Source organism: Catenulispora subtropica (genome assembly GCF_039531675.1).
Lineage (GTDB): Bacteria > Actinomycetota > Actinomycetes > Streptomycetales > Catenulisporaceae > Catenulispora > Catenulispora subtropica.
Genome location: NZ_BAAAQM010000019.1, coordinates 24,972 through 43,355, shown reverse-complemented (window position 1 = coordinate 43,355; position 18,384 = coordinate 24,972). Strand labels below are relative to the sequence as shown.

Sequence of the window (18,384 nt, the reverse complement as noted above, 5' to 3'; positions counted from 1 at the left end):
ACTGGCTGACTTTGCCCAAGCACCGTCTCTGATGAGCCCAGTCTCAGGGCTCTACCCCGTCGGCGGCGGGCGACTCGCCCGCCGGGGCCGGGCGTTTCAGGTACTCGGGCGCGATCAGGCGGGCGCCGTGGTAGGCCACGATGGTGACGATGGTGCCCAGCGCGATCCCGGACAGGGAGAAGTCGTCGGTGAACTTCAGGCTCACGTTGCCGATGCCGATGATGACGCCGGCCGCGATCGGCACCAGGTTCAGCGGGTTGCCGAAGTCGACCCGGTTCTCGGTCCAGATCTTCACGCCGAGCAGGCCGATCATCCCGTAGAGCACGACGGTGATGCCGCCGAGGACACCGCCGGGGGTGGCCGCGACCAGCGCGCCGAACTTGGGTGAGAAGCCGAACAGGATGGCGACGAGCGCGGCGACGTAGTAGGCCGCGGTGGAGTAGACGCGGGTGGCGGCCATCACGCCGATGTTCTCGGCGTAGGTGGTCGTCGGGGAGCCGCCGAAGGTGCTGGCCAGGGCGGTGCCGAAGCCGTCGGCGGCGATCGCCCGGCCCATGGACGGGTCGAGGTCGTCGCCGGTCATCTCGGCGACCGCCTTGACGTGGCCGGTGTTCTCCGCGACCAGGGCGATCACGGCCGGCAGGACCAGCAGGATGAAGGCCCACTTGAACTCCGGGAAGTGCCAGCCGGCGACCTGGTGCGCGCCGCTGCCGGAGGTCTTGTCCGGGAAGCCGAGCCACTTGGCCGACTTCACGGCGTCGAAGTCGACGCGCCAGTGCGTGGTGTCGTGACCGGCGGCGGGATCGTAGGAGGTGATCTGTCCGAAGATCCGGTCGGCGGCCCAGGACAGCGCGTAGCCGGACACCAGCGCGACGAAGATCGCGATCCGGCCGACGAAGCCGCGGACGCCGACCATGATGCCGATGGCCGTGAACATGGTGATCAGGGCGATCCACTGGTCCTGCGGCCAGTAGACGTCCGCGACGACCGGCGCGAGGTTGAAGCCGATGAGCAGGACCACGGCGCCGGTCACGACCGGCGGCAGGACGGCGTGGATGACCTGCGCGCCGAGGAAGTGGATCAGGACTCCGACGGCCAGCAGCACCAGGCCGGCGATCAGGATGGCGCCAGTGACCTGCTGGTCGTCGCCGCCCTGGGCGCGGATCGCGGCCACGCCGCCGACGAAGCTCGCCGAGGTGCCCAGGTAGCTCGGGACCTTGTTCTTGACGATCAGCAGGAAGCAGATCGTCGCGATGCCGCTCATCATGATGGCCAGCTGCGGGTTCAGGCCCATGACGAGGGGGAACACGAAAGTGGCGCCGAACATGGCGACCACGTGCTGCGCGCCCAGGCCCACGGTGCGGGGCCAGGACAGGCGCTCGTCGGGGCGGACGACCGAGCCCGGTGGTGGAGTCTTGCCTTCGTATACGACCCGCCAGCCCAATATCATGGGCCGGACTGTAGCGACGGTGTGACGGGCGTCACAAGTACTCAGATATTAAAGCCCGCGCATATGAAGGATCCGGAGCGCGACCGACAGGTCCAGGCGGAGATCGGGGCGCTCCATGAAGGGCCCGACCAGACGCTCGATCTTGCCGATGCGGTAGCGCAGCGTGTTGTAGTGGAAGTGGAGGCGGCGGGCGGCCTCGGCGACGTTCAGGTTGGTGTCGAGGAGGACCTCCAGGGTGGTGCGCAGGTCCTCGGCTTCGGCGTCGCCGTCGTTGGCCAGGCCCCGGAGGGTCTGGCGGGCGAAGTCGCGGAGCTCGGCCGGGTCCGGGATCAGCGAGAGCAGGCGGTAGACACCGAGGGCGTCGAAGTGGACGACGGAGCCGGGGCCGTTGAGGCGGCGGCCCATGCGGACGGCGCGGCGGGCCTCCTCGTAGGCGGCGGGGAGGTCGTCGACCGCGCTCACGGGGCGCGAGACACCGGTGGAGAAGGTGCGGCGGCCGCCCCCGCCGGTGCCGGAGACCTCCGCGATCAGGCTTCTGACCAGGGGATCGGGGTCGTCACCGGACTTCAGGACGACGACCACCTCCTGGTTGAAGCCGGCCACCGGGGCGCTGCGGTCCCGGGCGGCGACGACGTTCTGCCAGGCGGCGGCGAAGCGCTCGCGGGCCGGGCGGAGCGCGTGCTGGGAGGCGGGGAGGACGGACTGGCCCGGGTCGAGCTCGGCGACGAGGACGACGAGTTTGCGCCGGTGCTGCTTGTCGGCGGGGTTCGGGACGGGCTCGAGATCCCAGCCCAGGGTGACGGCGTGCGCGACGGCGGACTGCGGATCCTCCAGCCGGCCGGTCAGCAGGTCCCTGAGGAAGTCGGCGCGGTACTTGTCCTCGACGGCGGCCACCGCCAGCTCCTTGACCACGGCCAGCGCGGCGACCGTGGCGGCGCGTTCGAGGGCGGCGACGTCGGCCGCGTCGAAGGGGCGCGGGCCGGCGAAGGCGACGAGGCGGCCGTGGTCGACGCGTCCGGCGACGATGGGGATCAGGGCGTGCTGGTGGCCGTGGTGGGTGGTGAGGCCGGCGGGTTCGGACTCGGTGCGGAGGCGGCGGTGGGGGGCGGTGCGCTGGACGGGGCTCTGGACGATGCGATCAGCCGGGTGCCCGGGGGTCTGCGCACCGGCCTCGGTGTCGAAGCAGGGGGCGTCGTGGACGGCGTCGGCACCGTGCTCGGCCAGGACGCGGCCGTCCGGCGTGGTGACCAGGACCGGGCCGCCGAGGATGCGGGCGAGCTCGGCGGTCAGCTCGGCCAGGCCGCCGCCCTCCAGGGCGATCTGCGCCAGGGCGCGGTGGACGCGGTCGGCGCGGGCCAGCACGGCGGCCTGGCGGTCGAGGACGTCGGAGAGGACCTCGGTGAGGATGTCGTCGAAGGCCACGCGCTCGGGCAGCTCGATGACCGGGAACCCGAGCTCGTCGGCGGCCCGCAGGAGCTCCGGCGGGAGGTCGCCGAGGTAGCGGTGCGGCTTGATCGCGATGGCGGACAGACCGGCGCGGTCCAGGTCGGCGATCAGCCCGGCCAGCGGGGTCGGCGAGTGCCGCAGGGGGTAGCCGGTGGTGAGGAGCAGCTCCTTGGGCTTGACCCAGGGGAGGATGTCCGGCACCTCCATCACGTTGACGCGCTCGACCACGCGATGCCGCCCGGCGCTCCCGGCGACGATGCGGGCGCCGGTCAGGGCCGGAAGGGTCAGGGTCTGGTCGACGGTGAGGCCGATCGCGCCGGTGGCCTGGCGGCCCTCGGCGGGTTCCTTGGCGGCACGCTTGGCGGATTCCTCGGCGGGGTCCCCGGCGCGTTCCCTGGCGTCGTATGGCGACCTTTGCGAAGCTTCGGCGTGGTCATTGGCAAGATTGCCCATGCCGGGACCCTAGCCCCGCGGTCTAGCGTCGCGACAGGCCCTCGGAGAAAGACGGGAAGGACCGATGCCGGTGTCAGCGGTGCAGCACATCGAGGTCAGGCCGGGCGAGTACCACGACTCTGTCACCCTGATGGTGGCCGGCCGCGCGGTGGCCGCGGTCCCAGGCGTCACCCGCGCACTGGTGGCGATGGGAACAGAGCTGAACATCGCGCTCCTGGAAACACTCGGCCACCCGACCCCCGAGGCGGGCCCCTCCGACCTGATCGTCGCGTTCACCTGCCCCGACCCGGCCACGGAAACCGCGGCCCTCGCCGCACTGACCACCGCCCTCTCGCCCGCGGGCCCCATCACAGCCCCCGGACACACCCCCGACCAGCACCACCCCCGCACCACCGGCACCGCACTAAGCCGAACGGGTGCACTTCTCACCCTGATTTCCACCCCGGGCCTTGCCGCCGTCCCCGAAGCCATGGAATCGTTACAACACGGCGCATCAGTGGTCATCTTCAGCGATAACATCCCCACCACTCACGAGATCCGCCTCAAAGACGAAGCACGACGACGCAACCTGCTGGTCATGGGCCCTGACTGCGGCACCGTCGTCCTCCACGGAACCGGCCTGGGCTTCTCCAACACCACCCGCCCCGGCCCCGTCAGCCTGGTCGCCGCCTCCGGAACCGGCGCCCAGCACCTGATGTCCCTCCTCGACACCGCGGGAACCGGCATCCGCCACTGCCTCGGCGTGGGCGGCCGCGACCTGACCGCAGCAGTAGCAGGCCGCTCCACCCACGCAGCCCTCGACGCACTGGCGGCGGACCCCGAGACGAAGCTCATCGCCGTGGTCTCCAAACCACCGCACCCCTCAGTAGCCGAAGCCATCGAAGACCACGCCCGCCGCCTCCCGAAACCAGTCCTGTTCGCCTTCATCGGCCCCGACCACCCCACCCTCACCGAAACCGCGGAAAGGATCCTCACCACCCTCGACCACCAACCACCACGCCCCTGGCCCCACTGGGCCCCGACCGGCGGCGCGCGCGCCGGCACCGACAGTGGGGCGCAGGACCAGAACCAGAACCAGAACCAGAACCAGAACCAGAACCAGAAACAGGAGCAGAAACAGGAGCAGGAGCAGGACCTGAGCCGAAACCCCGGCCAGAGCCGGCACCGAGGCTGGACGATCCGCGGCCTGTTCAGCGGCGGCACGCTCTGTGCCGAGGCGGAAGCCGTGCTGACGCGGATGAGTGCTGAGTTGCGTGCGCAGGTGCCGACGCTCGCGCCGGTGCCGCCACTCGCGCAAGTGCCGGCGCCTGCGCAGGTGCCGGCGCCTGGGCAGCTGTCGCCGCTCGCGCAGGTGCCGGCGCCTGGGCAGCTGTCGCCACTCGCGCAGGTGTCGCCGCTCGGCCAGGTTCCGACGCCTGCGCCTGCGCGGGTGCATGACGAACGATCGGGTGGGCGGGGGGAGGGGGAAAGGAAAGAACCGCACATCGACCTCACCGACTTCGGCGACGACGCCTACACCCGCGGCCGCCCCCACCCCATGATCGACAACACACTGCGTCTGCGCGCCCTCGAAGAGGCGGTGGCGGATCCGCACGTCGGCGTGCTGCTGCTCGACGTCGTGCTCGGACGCGGTGCGCACAGCGACCCGGCCGCGGAGTTGGTGCCCGCGGTGACGGGCGCGGGCGAACGGGGGCTGCCGGTCGTCGTGTCGCTGTGCGGAACCGAGGGGGACCCGCAAGGCCTGGAGCGGCAGGCGCGGGCGTTCGCCGAGGCCGGCGCCTGGGTGTATCTGTCCAATGCCGAGGCGGCGGTGGCTGCCGGGCGCTACGTCCTGGGGGGCGACGATGTCGCTGTCTGAGCTCCTGAGTCCGGTGTCCCACGTCGTGACCGCCGGGGTCGCGGCGTTCGCCGACGATCTCGGCGCGCAGGGCGTGCCGGTGACCCGCGTCGACTGGCGGCCGCCGCCGGCCGGGACCGAGGCGGACCTGGCCGACGTCGCGCTGGACGCGCGGCGGGACGAGGCGAACGCGGTCGCCGTGCGGCGCATGCTCGCGGCGGGTGCCGAGCTGGTGGACGTGCGGCCGGCGCGTGAGATGTTGGGGTTGGAGCCGGGGCAGTTCCTGCACGCCGGGCCGCCGATCGCGTGGGAGCGCGCGTCCGGGCCGATGCGGGGTGCGCTGATCGGCGCCGCGCTGTTCGAAGGGCTCGCCGACTCGCCCGAGCGCGCGGAATCGTGGCTGGGGAAACACGACCACAGCGGGGGTACGGGCCCCGACCTCGCCCCCTGTCACAGTCGTGGCGGCGTGGGCCCGATGGCCGGCGTCGTCTCGCCGAGCATGTGGCTCTTCGAGGTGCGGGATCCGGGCAGCGGGCGGACGGCGTGGTGCAGCCTCAACGAGGGTCTCGGCAAGGTGCTGCGGTACGGGGCGTTCGGCCCGGAGGTGATCACGCGGCTGCGGTGGATGGCCGACGTGCTCGGGCCGATGCTGCAACGGGCGGTGCGACGGGCCGGGCCGGTGGACGTCAAGGCGATCATCGCGCAGATGCTGCACATGGGCGATGAGGGGCACAACCGGAACCGGGCCGGAACGCTGATGCTGCTGCGGGAGCTGCTGCCCGCGCTCATCGAGGGCGGCGGCGACGGGGACGGTGAGGACCCGAAGGCGCTGGCGGACGCGGTGCGGTTCGTGTCCGGCAACGACCACTTCTTCCTCAACCTCGTCATGCCCGCCTGCAAGCTGGCGGCCGGGGCGGCGGCGGGGGTGCCGGGCAGCACGGTGGTGACGGTGATGGCGCGCAACGGGACCGACTTCGGGATCCAGACCGCGGGCACCGGCGACCGCTGGTTCACCGCGCCGGCGCACACGCCCGAGGGCCTGTTCCTCGCCGGGTACGGTCCCGAGGACGCGAACCCGGACATCGGCGACTCGGCCATCACCGAGACGGCCGGGGTCGGCGGCTTCGCGATGGCGGCGGCGCCCGCGATCGCCCGGCTGGTGGGCGGCACCGCCGCCGGCGCCGTCGCCACCACCGGCCTGATGTACGAGATCGCCCTCGCCGAGAACCCCGCGTTCACCGTCCCGGCCCTCGACTTCCGCGGCACGCCGACCGGCATCGACGTCACCCGCGTCGTGCGCACCGGCGTCCTTCCGCAGATCAACACCGGGATGGCGGGCCGCGTCGCCGGGACCGGACAGGTCGGCGCCGGGCTGGTGACGCCGCCGGCCGAGTGCTTCACCCAGGCGTTGGCCGCCCTCGCCGAACTCGCCCGAGCCGACGAAGCCAACGAAGCCAACTGAGCCAACTGAGCCAACGAGAACCGAAGCGGCTTACCTCACACCCCCGCCACCACCGCCCCCGCTCCTCTGTACCGTGGCGGCGTGCTCAGCGCCTTCATACCGATCTGGCTGCTCACCGTTCTCGGCTACCTGACAGCACGTTTCTCGCTCGTCGGCTCGAATCCCGCCGAGATCGAGGCGATCCTCGGGCGCTTCGTCTTCCGCATCGCCATGCCGGCCGCGCTGTTCGGCATGCTGGCCAAGAGCGACCTCCACGCGCTGGCGAACACCTCGATCGTCGCCTTCGGGCTCAGTTCGCTCATCGCCTGCGGGCTCGGGCTCGCGATCAGCACGCGGCTGTTCGGGCGTGGTGTCGCGGACGGCGCCGTCACCGGGATGTCCTCCGGTTACGTCAACTCCGCCAATCTCGGGATCCCCGTGGCGGTGCAGGTGCTCGGTGACGCCGGGTTCCTGTCGACCGTGATCCTGTTCAACACCGTCCTCGTCACGCCGGTGGCGCTCGCGCTGATGGACCTCGGCAACGAGTCCGGGCCCGGTCTCGGGTGGCGCCGGCGGGTGCGCGGCGTGGCGCTGCTGCCGGTGCGCAATCCGATCATCATCGCCTCCGCCCTGGGCGCGCTGGCGGCCGGGACACATTGGCACGTCCCCGTGGATGTCGCCCACGCCCTGAGCCTGCTCGGCGGGGCCGCGGTCCCCATAGCGCTCGTGACACTCGGCATGTCGCTGCACGCCGGGCCCAAGGACGCCGCCGACGCCGCGCGGGCCCGGGCCCCGCGCGAACCGCTCCTGATCGCGATATCCATAGCCCTGAAGACCGCCCTGCAGCCCGCCCTCGCCTACCTCCTGGCCCGCTACGTCCTCCACCTCCACGGCCACGACGTCCTCGCCGTCACCCTCTGCGCCGCCCTCCCGACCGCGCAGAACGTCTACATCTACGCCCGCGAGTACGCCCTCGACACCGCCTTCGCCCGCAACGCTGTCGTGTTCTCCACCCTCGCCTCGATGGTGGGCCTCTGGACGGTCGTCGCCCTGTTGAAGTGACGGGAACCGGGTGGCACCGGCCGGCGTCGAAGCGTCATGGGAACCAGGGCACGCACCTGCCGCGGCCTCACAGGAGCCGCTCTCGCAATAGGCCTCACGCTCACCGGCTGCTCACCGAGCACCGGTCATCCCGGGACTCCGCCGACGACGCACAGCACCGGCACGACAGGCGGTACGGGCAGCACAGGCGGCACAGGCGGCACGACTCAGCTCCAGGGCGACATCGAGTCCGCCGCCGTCCCGCTCCAGCGCTACGCGTCCTGCGACGAGGCCCTCGCCACGCTCCGCCTCGCCCAGCACGCCGCCACGGCGCACAGCAAGGCGACGGGCGGCGTCGCGCCTCCGGGCACCATCACCGCGCCGCTGGCTCCGGGACAGGAACGTGACCAGTCCGCGGCGCCCAACGCGGGAGCGGAGGACAGCGCTCCGAAGGCCGCGGCCCCAGCCACGGGCGCCACCGCCCCCGGAGGCGCGGACCCGACGCAGAGCCCCGACCACTCCACCACCAACACCGCCGAGGCCGGTGTCGACGAGCCCGACACCGTCAAGACCGACGGGAAGCTGATCGTCTCCGTCGCCCAGGGCACGGTCTATGTGGTCGGCACATCCGACAAGCGCATCATGGGCAGCGTCGTGCTTCCCGCGAGCCTGTATCCGAACTCCTCCCCGGGCGCGAACGACGACAGTCCCCCGTCGAGCCCCCGCGCCTACTACCCCGGCACCGACGGCTCGGACCAGCTTCTGCTGTCCGGTGACCGCGTCCTGGCGATCAGCCGGGTGGCCTACGGCGGTATCGAGCGCTACTACGGCGAGGGCGACTCCTACGCGCCAAGCAGCCCTGCTCTGGGCAGCGGGCCGCAGACCCGCTTCACCCTCATCGACATCAGCGACCCGGCGCACCCGAAGGTCGTCAGCACCTTGCGTCAGGACGGCGACTTCGTCGACGCCCGCATGATGGGCACCACGGTGCGCGCCGTCACCCGCACCAACCCGATCGTGCCGCAGACCGGCTCCGGCACCGACTGGCTCCCGCACTACGAGCTCCAGTCCCACCTCGCCGGCGCCGGCGGCGCGCAGAGCGTCTCCGACGGCACCGTCGACTGCGCCGCCGTCAGCCATCCCGACGTCTACAGCGGCACGTCGCTGGTCTCGCTGGAGACCTTCGACCTCGGCGCCCCCGCCGGCCGCTACAGCCTCGGCACCGGCAACCCGGTGTCGGTGGTCGCCGACGGCGAGACCGTCTACGCGACCGGGTCCAGTCTCTACATCGCCAACGACCTGCACGCGTGGCAGTCCGTCCCGCTGATCCGGCCGGGGCTTCCGGTCCTGGGCTCGGCGACGGCCACCACCCCCGCGGACCCCTACCGGCTGCCGATCTCCCGGACCGAGATCTACAAGTTCGACGTCTCCGGGACCGGTGCGCCGCGGCCGGTCGCGTCCGGGAGCGTGCCGGGATGGCTGCTGAATCAGTACTCACTCTCGGAATATCAGGGCAACCTCCGCATAGCCACCACCGACGGCGCCTATCAGGATCATGCCGACGCCACGTCCAGCAGCGCCGTCTACGTCCTCGCGCCGCACGGCGACACGCTCGCGCGGATCGGGGCCGTCACCGGATTGGGCCAAGGCGAGAAGATCTACTCCGTCCGGTTCGCCGGGCCCGTCGGGTATGTCGTGACCTTCCGGCAGATGGATCCGCTGTTCGTCGTCGACCTGCGCGATCCGGCGCATCCGAAGGCCGCCGGACAGGTGGAGCTCACCGGGTATTCGTCGTATCTGCACCCGGTGGACGACAAGACGCTCATCGGCCTCGGACAGGCCTCCACGGCCTCGGGAAGACGCCTGGGGACCCAGGTGTCCCTCTTCGACGTCTCAGACCCCTCAGCGCCCCGTCTGGCGGCCCGCTATGAGCTTCCCGACGCGTACTCCTCAGCCGAGGGCGATCCGCACGCGTTCCTCTACTGGAAGCCGACCGGAATGCTCGTTGTGCCCGTTTCACAGGGCTCGGAGGCTTTCGCGGGATCTGCGAACGGCGCGCTCGTGCTGCGTGTCGGGGACGGCCGGATCACCGAGGAGGGTTTCGTGAAACACGCCGGACGGACCGGGGGCGCCACGTTCGGGTCAATCCCCGGTGTGGAGCAGATCACCCGGTCGTTGGTCGCCAATGATACGCTTTGGACCGTTTCGGGCGCCGGTTTGCTGGCCTCGAACGGCCTCACCTTGGAAGACATGGGGTGGATCCCCTACCCCTGAGCTGTGATCTGTCGCCCGGATCCGCCATGATGGGCCACGGCTCCGGCGCCGTCGCGGGCCGTGACCGTACTAGGCAAGGAGAAGTTTCATGGCTCTTCCGACACTGACCCCCGAGCAGCGCGCGGCCGCTCTGGCCAAGGCCGGGGAGGTGCGCCGTGCCCGTTCGGAGATGCTGGCCGACGTCAAGGCCGGGAAGCTGTCCCTGAAGGCGGTGCTCGACCGGGCGGCCAAGGGCGAGGAGATGGTCAAGAAGACGAAGGTGACCGCCCTCATCAAGGCGCTGCCGGGCTACGGCCCGGCCAAGGCGGCCAAGCTGATGGCGGACGCGGAGATCGACGAGAACCGCCGCATCGGCGGCCTCGGCGACCGGCAGCGCCAGGCGCTGCTCGCCGCCACCGCCTGATCGAGGCGCTCCCTCTCGCCACGGCGCACGCCGGCCGTCCTTCGGGACGGCCGGCACGAACGGTGAGGCCGGCTCCGCCGGCACGATCACCACGACCGGCACAGCGCCGCTGAGGCCCTCCGGGCCCGTGGCCGCCGGGCCGGCTCGACCCCGCGGCCGTCGCGGCCCACCGAGCGGCAACCCCGCGGAAGCAGCGCGGATCCTCATAACACGTTGAGGAACAGCCGCTACGGACGGTACGGCTCGCGCTCTACCGCTTCCCCGTGTTCACCGCGCTCGGCGTGCTAGGGGCGCTGGCGGCGCCCGGGTCACCCGCCGCGAAACGCAGGTCCGCCACGATCGGCCGATGCGCCTGCTCCGGCCCGATGGCCGGGAGCACCACGCTGCGCACCGGCGTCAGACCGCGGGTCAGCACGTCGTCCAGGCGCACCATGGGGAACTTGGACGGCCACGTGAAGCCGAACCCCTCCCCGGCCTCTGCCTGCACCGACACCAGACCCGTCGTGGAGTTCACCAGCGAACCCATCCCGCGGTCGGTCTGCGCCAGGTCCAGATCGCCGACGACGACCAGGTTCGGCTCCTTCTCGTCCTTCACCGCCGCCACGAGCTGCTCCAGCGCGTCGCCGCGGGCCACCCCGAAACCGTCGTGCGACAGGGACGGCTGGGGCAGGTGGACGGCGAAGACCGTGGCCGCCCGCACCGGGTCCAGCTGCACGGTGAAGCGCAGCAGGCCGCCGAACTGCCCGGAGGTCGAGCCGGAGAACTGCCCGACCTGGCCCGGATCGGCCGCGCCGGCCCCGAGGTCCATCGGCAGGCTGCCGTTGACCAGCGGGAACCGCGACCAGACGGCGAACTCGTACATCGCCAGGTGGTAGGGGAAGCGCTCCGGGACCGACTGGTCGGCCTGCTGCGCGTCCCGGGACGTCAGGCCCTGCAGCACGACGATGTCGGCCTGCTGCCGCAGCGCCAGGTCCGCGACGGCGGACAGGTCGGGCGGCGAGGAGACGTTCTGGCTGAGGACCCTGAGATCGGCCGGACCGGAACCGCCGGAGCGCACCAGCTGCGGCCCGAAGTCGCCGCCCCAGACCCCGCACGCCAGCACGGTGAGGCCGATGGCCCACCGGTCGAGGCTCAGCAACGCCGCCGGCACCGCGAGCACCAGCGGCACGAAGGTCCACGGCAGGAAGGTGTCGATGAGCGAGCCGAAGCCCATCACGTCCGGCAGGAAGCGGTGACCGAGCAGGACCGCCGTGACCAGGACGCAGACCACGCGGACCAGGAGGGATATCTGGCGGCGGGCGCTGGGCCAGTGGTGGCTGTCGTCGTGAAGCGCCGGCTCGGGGGACGCGGGCTGGGGACCGGGGGACGCGGATTCGGGGGACGCGGCCTCGGAGGACGCGGACTCAGGTTCCGGAGATTCGGGCTCTGGGACGAAGGCCGGTTCGGCGGGCGGCGGAGGTGATGCCGGCGGCTGCGGCGGAGCCGTCGGCGCGGTCGGCGTGGGGGCCGTCGCGGACTGGAACGGGACCACCGGGCTCTCGCGGCGCTGGGCCGGGACGCTGGCGACCCGCCACGTGGCCGCGGCCTGGTCGGCTGCGGTGCGGATGATCTCGCTGACGGCGAGGACCGCCGGCCCGACGGGGACGGCCGGCTTGGCCGCGACCGCGACGGATCCGGTCTGATCGGCGGCATTCGCGGCTGCGGAAGCGTCGTGGTCGGACGGGGCCACCACGGTGGCGACCGCGCCGTTGTGCTCGGCAGGATTCGCAGCGGCCGAAGCATCATGGTTGCCGTGATCGCCGTGGTCGGCCGGAGCCAGGGTGGCGACCGCGCCGTTGTGCTCGGTCGAAGCCGCAGCGGCCGAAGCGTCGTGATCGCCCAGGACCACCACGGAGGCTGAACCGGAGACCGAACCGGAGGCCGAACCTTGGTCGACCAGAGCAGGCGAACCACCGCGGTCGTGGTACTCGGCGAGCATCGCAGTGCCCGAACGGTCCTGATCGCCGTGGCCGCCGTGGTCACCGCGTCCGCCGGTGGCCGAACCAGCATCCTCAGGCCCGACCCCGGCCGCCGACCACCCGAGCTCCATCGCAGCTTCCTGCGGCCCGGCCTCGTCCGCACCCGCCCGCGGCAACTCGATCCCGTCGATCCGCGGAGCCTGCGCCGCCGCCGGCTCGACGCGCACCAGCGCGCCGCCGGTGCCCGCCCCGCCGGTCTCGGCGCCGCCCTCCGGGCCGGTGACCGGTCCCGCCGTGCCCTGGGCTATCGGCCCGTCGTCGTCCGACCCGGGCTGAAGTTGATCGAAACGCAAGTCTTCCCGTCCGCTCCGCGTGGCAGGACCCGTCCGCTTCGCGCGCGCCGTGTGGGCCGCGCACGCGCAAACGTTACTACCAACCGATGAGCGTTTCGGTCACGGTCCGATGTCCATCGCAACAACCGTGTCACAACTTCCTGAGACCGGGGCTGGAGACCGGGGCTAGAGACCGGGGGCGCCCCAGACCGGGAACCAGCGGCTCAGGTCCTGCTCCACGCGCAGGTCGTCGGCCAGCAAGGCCTTGATCTTCAGCTCCAGGGCGCTGTCCCGCTGCTCGCCGGCCAGTGGGGCGAACGGGTAGAAGGAGCCGCGCTTGTAGAGGTAGACCAGGGCCAGACGGCGGTCCTTGTCGTCGGTGAAGGACACCAGGGAGCAGAGCAGCTGCGGGCCGAAGCCGGTGTCCTGCAGCGAGCTGTTCACCGCGTGCAGGTCGGTCACCAGACCGGCGGTGTCGTCCGGCTCGTGGTGCGACACCAGCCAGGTGTAGCCGTAGGAGTCGTCGCGGGCCTCGACCTTGGGGCCGTTGCCGGCCGCCAGCAGGGTGGTGATGTCCGACTCGACGTCGTCGAAGGCCCGCCCCTCGGCCCGCCGGAAGCAGACCGAGCCCAGGCCCGTGGGACGGAAGTTGGTCGCCGCCTGCAAGGTCAGGGCCGCCGACGGCAGTCCGAAGAGCTGGTCGAGGTCCGGCTTCACCGGCTTGGTCCGACCGAGCAGCGTGTCCAGGAATCCCATGGCTACCAGCTTGCCTTGTCTCGGGGGGACGGCGCGGGAGGTCCCGCGGTCCGTTCGCTATTCGTGATCGTCTTGTGCAGATCCCCGTGACTAACCGGGATTGTTCCCGGCCCCGACGCGCGCGACGCCTGTCGGACGAATTCGGCTCGCATCGTGGAAGCTCGGGGGGTCCGGCAGGCGTCGTGGTGGAAACGTGTGCGGGGATGCGGAACGGTCCGGGACCCGGCTCTCAGCGGCCCATGTCGATGGCCAGCTGCGCCAGCTTCTCCTGCCGCACCTTCAGCGTCGGGTGGGTGGAGAACAGGTTCGCGACACTCGCCCCCTTGATCGCCGGGGTGAAGAAGAACGCGTTGAACGCCTCCTGCTTGCGCAGGTCCTGCGTCGGGATCTCGCCCATCGCGTCGGTGATCCGGTACAGCGCGTTGCTCATCGCCGACGGGTTGCCGGTGAGCATCGCCCCCGAACGGTCGGCGGCCAGCTCCCGGTACCGGGACAGGCTGCGGATCAGCAGGAAGGACAGCGCGTAGGTGATCATCGAGACGATCATCACCAGGAACAGCACCGCCGCCGGGCTCTCCTCGTCGTCGTTCGAGCGCCGGTCGGAGAACCCGCCCCACAGCCCGATCTCGAAGGAGATGCGGGTGATCAGGCCGGCCAGCACCCCGAGGAACGAGGCGATGGTCATCACCGCGACGTCCTTGTGCGCCACGTGCGACAGCTCGTGCGCCAGCACGGCCTCCAGTTCGCGGTCGTCCGGCAGCCGGCGCATCAGGCCGGTGGTGGCGACCACCACGGTGTTCTTGGAGCTGCGGCCGGCGGCGAAGGCGTTGGGGACGTCGGTGTCCACCATGCCGACCCGCGGCTTGGGCATGTCGGCCAGCGCGCACAGCCGGTCCAGCACCGCGTGCAGCCGGTGCGCCTCGGCGGAGTCGGTGGGCTGTACGACCTTGGCGTTCATCGAGAACAGCGCGATCTTGTCCGAGAGGAACCACTGCACGAAGAAGAAGCCGGCGATCACGATGATCAGGATCGGCAGCAGGCCCTTCGGGGCGAGGGCCACCGCCACGCCGATCGCGGCGACGTAGACCGCACCGAGCAGGAACATCACGAACACCATCCGTGACGTCAGCTGCCGGTCCGGCGCGAAACGGGTCCTTGCCACTGGCGGTCTCTCCCTGTCCCCTCGATCATCTCAGTTCGGGTCTTGCTACCTCCAGCAACGCCGGAAGGGGCCCGGAGGTTCCCGTGCCCGGGACCGACCCGGTGAAAGAGACCGCCGCCACACCGGGGCCCGTGGGACGGGCGTCCGGTGCGGCGGCGGTCGGGACCAGCGGGGAGAGCGGGACGGCCGGGGTGGCCGGGATCAGCCGGGGATGAGGCCCTCGTCGGACATCATCGCCTCGACCTCCTCCAGCGTGGCGTCGGCCATCGGGAGCACGAAGTCGCTCTCGACGATCTCGTCCAGCGGCAGCGGCTCGCCGATCTCCCGGACCCGGGTCACCAGGGTGTCCAGGGCGGTGCGGAAGGCCGCCTCGTCCTTGGCCTGGCAGGTCTCCAGGACCTTCTCGTCGAGCGTGTTCAGCTCGTCGATCGCGGTGTCGGGCACGCGCAGCTGGCCCTCGGTGAGGATGCGGACGATCATCGCGCCTCACCCTCCTTGCGAACCTCCTCGGCATCGGACACGCCGGCGTTGCTCGCGTTGCCCACCGAGTTGCCGGCCTCCAGCTGCCGGTTGGCGGTGGCGGACGGGCCGCCGGCCAGCTCCCGCTTCATGGCCTCGAGCTGGTTGTCGACGTCCGAGCCGGACGACAGGCGCTCCAGCTCGGCGGTGATGTCGTCCTTGGCCATGCCGGTCGGGTCGTTGAGCGCGCCGGAGGCCAGCAGCTCGTCGATGGCCGAGCCGCGGGCCTGCAGCTGCAGCGTCTTGTCCTCGGCCCGCTGGATCGCCATGCCGACGTCGGACATCTCCTCGGAGATGCCGGAGAAGGCCTCGCCGATCCGGGTGGTGGCCTCGGCCGCGGTGTAGGTGGCCTTGATGGTCTCCTTCTTGGTGCGGAAGGCGTCGACCTTGGCCTGCAGCGACTGGGAGGCCCGGGTGAGCTTCTCCTCCTCCGCCTGCAGCGCCGTGTACTGGGTCTGCAGGTCGGTGATCTGCTGCTGGATGCCGCCGCGCCGGGACAGGGCCTCGCGGGCCAGGTCCTCACGGCCGACCTCCAGGGCCCGGCGGGCCTGGGTCTCGTGCTTGTCGGCCTGGTCCTGCAGACCCTTCATCTGCAGTTCCAGACGCTTGCGCGAGGTGGCCACGTCGGCGACGCCGCGCCGCACCTTCTGCAGCAGCTCCAGCTGCTTCTGGTACGACAGGTCGAGCGTCTCGCGCGGGTCCTCGTACTTGTCCAGCGCCTTGTTGGCCTTGGCCTGGAAGATCAATTTCATGCGCTTCATGACGCCACTCATGGGCTCTGCCGCGCCCCCTTCACGTCCTCATGTGTCCGACGCGACCCGCACTGCGAATCGCCCTGAATGTCGTCCAACGATGGTGTCCTGGTCAGGACTTACCATACGGCTCGGGACCCTCTCCCGGCATCTACCGAAGGTCATGGCTTCGTCGTCACGCCGTCCTGGCCTTAGAGTCTTCCCGTGTTCCGGAAGCAGAAATCCACCGTCGAGCCCGACGAGGCCGCCAAGGCGCGCGACGAAGTCGCCGCGCAGGACGCCGCGCAGGCCGCCAAGGGCCGTCCCACGCCCACCCGCAAGGAAGCCGAACTCGCCCGCAAGCAGCGGCTGAGCGGGGTCAACGCGAACCCCAAGCTGGCCAAGCGCGAGGCGCGGCAGCGCGACTTCGAGGCGGCCACCGAGCGCCAGCACGGCGGGCCGGTCAAGCAGCTCGCCCGCGACTACGTCGACTCGCGCTTCCGGATCGCGGAATTCTTCATCGTCTTCGCGATCCTGCTGTTCGTGGTGGCCTCGGTGCCGTCCATCGCGCTGCTGTCGGTGGTGCTGTGGCTGGTGATGCTGGTGGCGATCGTGGTCGACTCCATCTTCCTGGTCCGCGGGGTGAAGAAGGAGGCGCGCAAGCGCTTCCCGAACGAGGACCTCGGCCGCATCGGCTGGTATTCGCTCATGCGCTCGATGCAGTTCCGCAAGTGGCGGCTGCCCAAGCCGCGGCTCAAGCGCGGCGAGCCGTTCTAAGCGTCCCCGTTCCGCGCGTCCCCCTTCTTCCAGGCGTGCTCTAGGCCGCTGTCAGGCGGCCGTCGGCCATCGTCAGCACCCGGTCGGCCCGGCCCAGCAGGGCGGTGTCGTGGGTGACCATGACGGTGGCCGTGCCGTGCCGCGCGGTGACCTCGGCCAGCAGCGCGACCACGCGGGCGCCGCGGTCGTGGTCCAGGGCCGAGGTGGGCTCGTCGACCAGCAGCACCGCGGGTTCGGCGAACAGCGCCCGGGCGATGTTCACGCGCTGGCGCTCGCCGCCGGACAGCTGGTGCGGACGGCGGCGCTGCTTGGCCGCGTCGAGGCCGACGGCGTCCAGGAGCGCGCGGGCCCGCTCGCGGCCGGCGCGGGGCCGGTCGCCCCGCAGGTGGCCGACCGCTTCGAGCTGCTCGGCGGCGGTGAGGGCGGGGATCAGGTTGGCTTGCTGGAACACGATGCCGACCCGGTCCCTCCGCAGGTGCGCCCGCTCGCCGCGGGAGAGTCCGGAGGTGTCGCGGCCGGCGATCGCCACGGTGCCGGAGTCCGGCGTGAGCAGGGTCGCGGCGACGGCGAGCAGCGTGGACTTGCCCGAGCCGGACGGGCCGACGACGGCCGCGAACTCGCCGGGGGCGACGTCGAGGGTGACGTGGTCCAGGGCCGTGAGGCGGGTGTCGCCGTCGGGGTAGGTGAGGGTCACGTCGGTGAGCGTGAGAGTCATCGGTTCGCTCCCAGGGCGGTCAGCGGGTCCACGACGACGATCCGGCGGACGGCCAGCGCCGCGCCGGCCAGGCCGAGGCCGACCATCGCGGCGAGCGGGACGGCGACGGTCGCGACGTCGAGGGTGAACGGGGTGCCGGCGGCCCGGAGCGCCGCGCCGCCGAGGGTGCCGGCGAGGGCGCCGAGCGCGCCGCCGGCCAGCAGCAGCACCAGGGCTTGCCCGAGGGCGTCGCGGACCAGGTAGGCGCTGCTGGCGCCGATGGCTTTCAGGACCGCGATGTCGGCCTTGCGCTGGACCGTCCAGACCGTGAAGAAGGCGCCCGCGACCAGCGCGCTGATCGCGAACAGGAAGCCCTGGATCAGCGTCAGGCTGCCCTGTTCGGCCGAGTAGCCGTCGATGCCGGCCTTGGCGGCGCCGAGGCCGACGGTCTTCGTGTGCCAGGCCGCGTCGAGGGCCCCGGTGTCGGCCGGGCCGACCAGCGCCAGCGCCGACGGCTGGGCGCCGCCGCCGAGGCGTTCCCAGGTCGGCTCGTCGGTCCAGACCGTCGGGGCGTGGCCCCATGAGCGGTCGGGGGTGATCCCGGACACCGTCAGCTGCGCCGGGCCCAAGGTGATCCGGTCGCCGGGGTGCAGGTGGTGCTTGGCGGCGAGCTTCGCACCGACGGCGATCTCGCCCGGACCCGGCACGCGGCCCGACCGGGGCGCCGGCATCAGGCCGGGGTCCACGCCGACCACGCTCACCGCGCTCGCCGCTCCCCCGGCTCCCAGCCGCGTCATCGACACCCCCAGCGGCCGCGCGTCGGCCGCGGCCTGCCAGGCGGCGCGCTGTCCGGCGTCGACGGCGCTGTCGGTGAACGACACCGACGAGCCGCCGAACACGACGGCCCGGGCGGGCAGCCCGGAAAGCGCCGACGAGGAGTCGGACGCCAGGCCGCCGGTGAGGCCGTAGAGGAACATGACCAGGCCGGTGAGCAAGGCCACTACGCCACCCATCAGGGTGAACCGGCCTTTGGCGAAGCGGATGTCGCGCAGGGCGACGAACACGGTGGTGCCTTCCGTCGGAGATGGGGACGCCTTCCAGCCTCGTGGG

At 71.7% G+C, this 18,384-nt stretch carries 15 protein-coding genes; 6 read left to right on the top strand and 9 right to left on the bottom strand.

Going from position 1 to position 18,384, the window contains the following annotated elements; translation table 11 throughout:
* Positions 1-43: 43 nt before the first annotated feature.
* Both ABD466_RS18020 and ABD466_RS18015 read right to left on the bottom strand, forming a co-directional pair.
* A complete protein-coding gene (locus ABD466_RS18020; RefSeq protein WP_344658237.1) occupies positions 44-1,450 on the bottom strand; it encodes a uracil-xanthine permease family protein in 1,407 nt (468 codons plus the stop codon).
* Positions 1,451-1,498: 48 nt separating this feature from the next.
* Positions 1,499-3,349 carry a PucR family transcriptional regulator gene (locus tag ABD466_RS18015; protein WP_344658236.1) on the bottom strand — a complete coding sequence of 617 codons (1,851 nt, stop codon included), beginning with the start codon at positions 3,347-3,349 and terminating at the stop codon, positions 1,499-1,501.
* Positions 3,350-3,419: 70 nt separating this feature from the next.
* Between ABD466_RS18015 and ABD466_RS18010 the strand changes: the two genes are divergently transcribed.
* The 5 genes from ABD466_RS18010 (at position 3,420) to mihF (ending at position 10,345) form a co-directional block, all read left to right on the top strand.
* Positions 3,420-5,207 carry an AllF/FdrA family protein gene (locus tag ABD466_RS18010; protein WP_344658235.1) on the top strand — a complete coding sequence of 596 codons (1,788 nt, stop codon included), beginning with the start codon at positions 3,420-3,422 and terminating at the stop codon, positions 5,205-5,207.
* Positions 5,194-6,648: a YlbE family protein gene (locus ABD466_RS18005; RefSeq protein WP_344658234.1), complete on the top strand. Its 1,455-nt coding sequence runs from the start codon at positions 5,194-5,196 to the stop codon at positions 6,646-6,648. The genes ABD466_RS18010 and ABD466_RS18005 overlap by 14 nt, the downstream gene beginning before the upstream one ends.
* Positions 6,649-6,729: 81 nt before the next feature.
* A complete protein-coding gene (locus ABD466_RS18000) occupies positions 6,730-7,689 on the top strand; it encodes an AEC family transporter (protein ID WP_344658233.1) in 960 nt (319 codons plus the stop codon).
* Positions 7,690-7,725: 36 nt separating this feature from the next.
* Complete coding sequence (locus ABD466_RS17995; protein ID WP_344658232.1) at positions 7,726-9,942, top strand: beta-propeller domain-containing protein; 2,217 nt, start codon at positions 7,726-7,728, stop codon at positions 9,940-9,942.
* Positions 9,943-10,030: 88 nt separating this feature from the next.
* Positions 10,031-10,345, top strand: a complete 315-nt coding sequence (gene mihF / locus ABD466_RS17990; protein WP_012786078.1) for an integration host factor, actinobacterial type — start codon at positions 10,031-10,033, stop codon at positions 10,343-10,345.
* Between the two features lie 250 nt (positions 10,346-10,595).
* Here mihF and ABD466_RS17985 read toward each other — a convergent pair whose 3' ends face one another.
* The 5 genes from ABD466_RS17985 to ABD466_RS17965 form a co-directional block, all read right to left on the bottom strand.
* Positions 10,596-12,656 carry an endonuclease/exonuclease/phosphatase family protein gene (locus tag ABD466_RS17985; protein WP_344658231.1) on the bottom strand — a complete coding sequence of 687 codons (2,061 nt, stop codon included), beginning with the start codon at positions 12,654-12,656 and terminating at the stop codon, positions 10,596-10,598.
* Between the two features lie 165 nt (positions 12,657-12,821).
* Positions 12,822-13,391, bottom strand: a complete 570-nt coding sequence (gene pspAB, locus ABD466_RS17980; protein WP_344658230.1) for a PspA-associated protein PspAB — start codon at positions 13,389-13,391, stop codon at positions 12,822-12,824.
* A gap of 229 nt (positions 13,392-13,620) precedes the next feature.
* Positions 13,621-14,553, bottom strand: a complete 933-nt coding sequence (htpX, locus tag ABD466_RS17975; RefSeq protein ID WP_344658229.1) for a zinc metalloprotease HtpX — start codon at positions 14,551-14,553, stop codon at positions 13,621-13,623.
* Between the two features lie 201 nt (positions 14,554-14,754).
* Positions 14,755-15,033, bottom strand: coding sequence for a PspA-associated protein PspAA (gene pspAA / locus ABD466_RS17970; RefSeq protein WP_344658228.1), 279 nt, complete (start codon positions 15,031-15,033; stop codon positions 14,755-14,757).
* Positions 15,030-15,845, bottom strand: coding sequence for a PspA/IM30 family protein (locus ABD466_RS17965; RefSeq protein WP_344658227.1), 816 nt, complete (start codon positions 15,843-15,845; stop codon positions 15,030-15,032). The genes pspAA and ABD466_RS17965 overlap by 4 nt, the downstream gene beginning before the upstream one ends.
* A gap of 183 nt (positions 15,846-16,028) precedes the next feature.
* Here ABD466_RS17965 and ABD466_RS17960 point away from each other — a divergent pair, with 183 nt between their 5' ends.
* Entirely contained in the window at positions 16,029-16,580 is a 552-nt protein-coding gene (locus tag ABD466_RS17960; protein ID WP_344658226.1) for a DUF3043 domain-containing protein, read from the top strand.
* A gap of 40 nt (positions 16,581-16,620) precedes the next feature.
* On the opposite strand, the gene ABD466_RS17955 is transcribed toward ABD466_RS17960, so the two are convergent.
* Together ABD466_RS17955 and ABD466_RS17950 are read right to left on the bottom strand one after the other, a co-directional pair.
* Positions 16,621-17,295, bottom strand: coding sequence for an ABC transporter ATP-binding protein (locus ABD466_RS17955; protein WP_344658225.1), 675 nt, complete (start codon positions 17,293-17,295; stop codon positions 16,621-16,623).
* Positions 17,292-18,338 (bottom strand): FtsX-like permease family protein, encoded by a 1,047-nt coding sequence (locus tag ABD466_RS17950; protein WP_344658224.1) that lies wholly within the window; start codon positions 18,336-18,338, stop codon positions 17,292-17,294. The genes ABD466_RS17955 and ABD466_RS17950 overlap by 4 nt, the downstream gene beginning before the upstream one ends.
* Positions 18,339-18,384 lie beyond the last annotated feature (46 nt).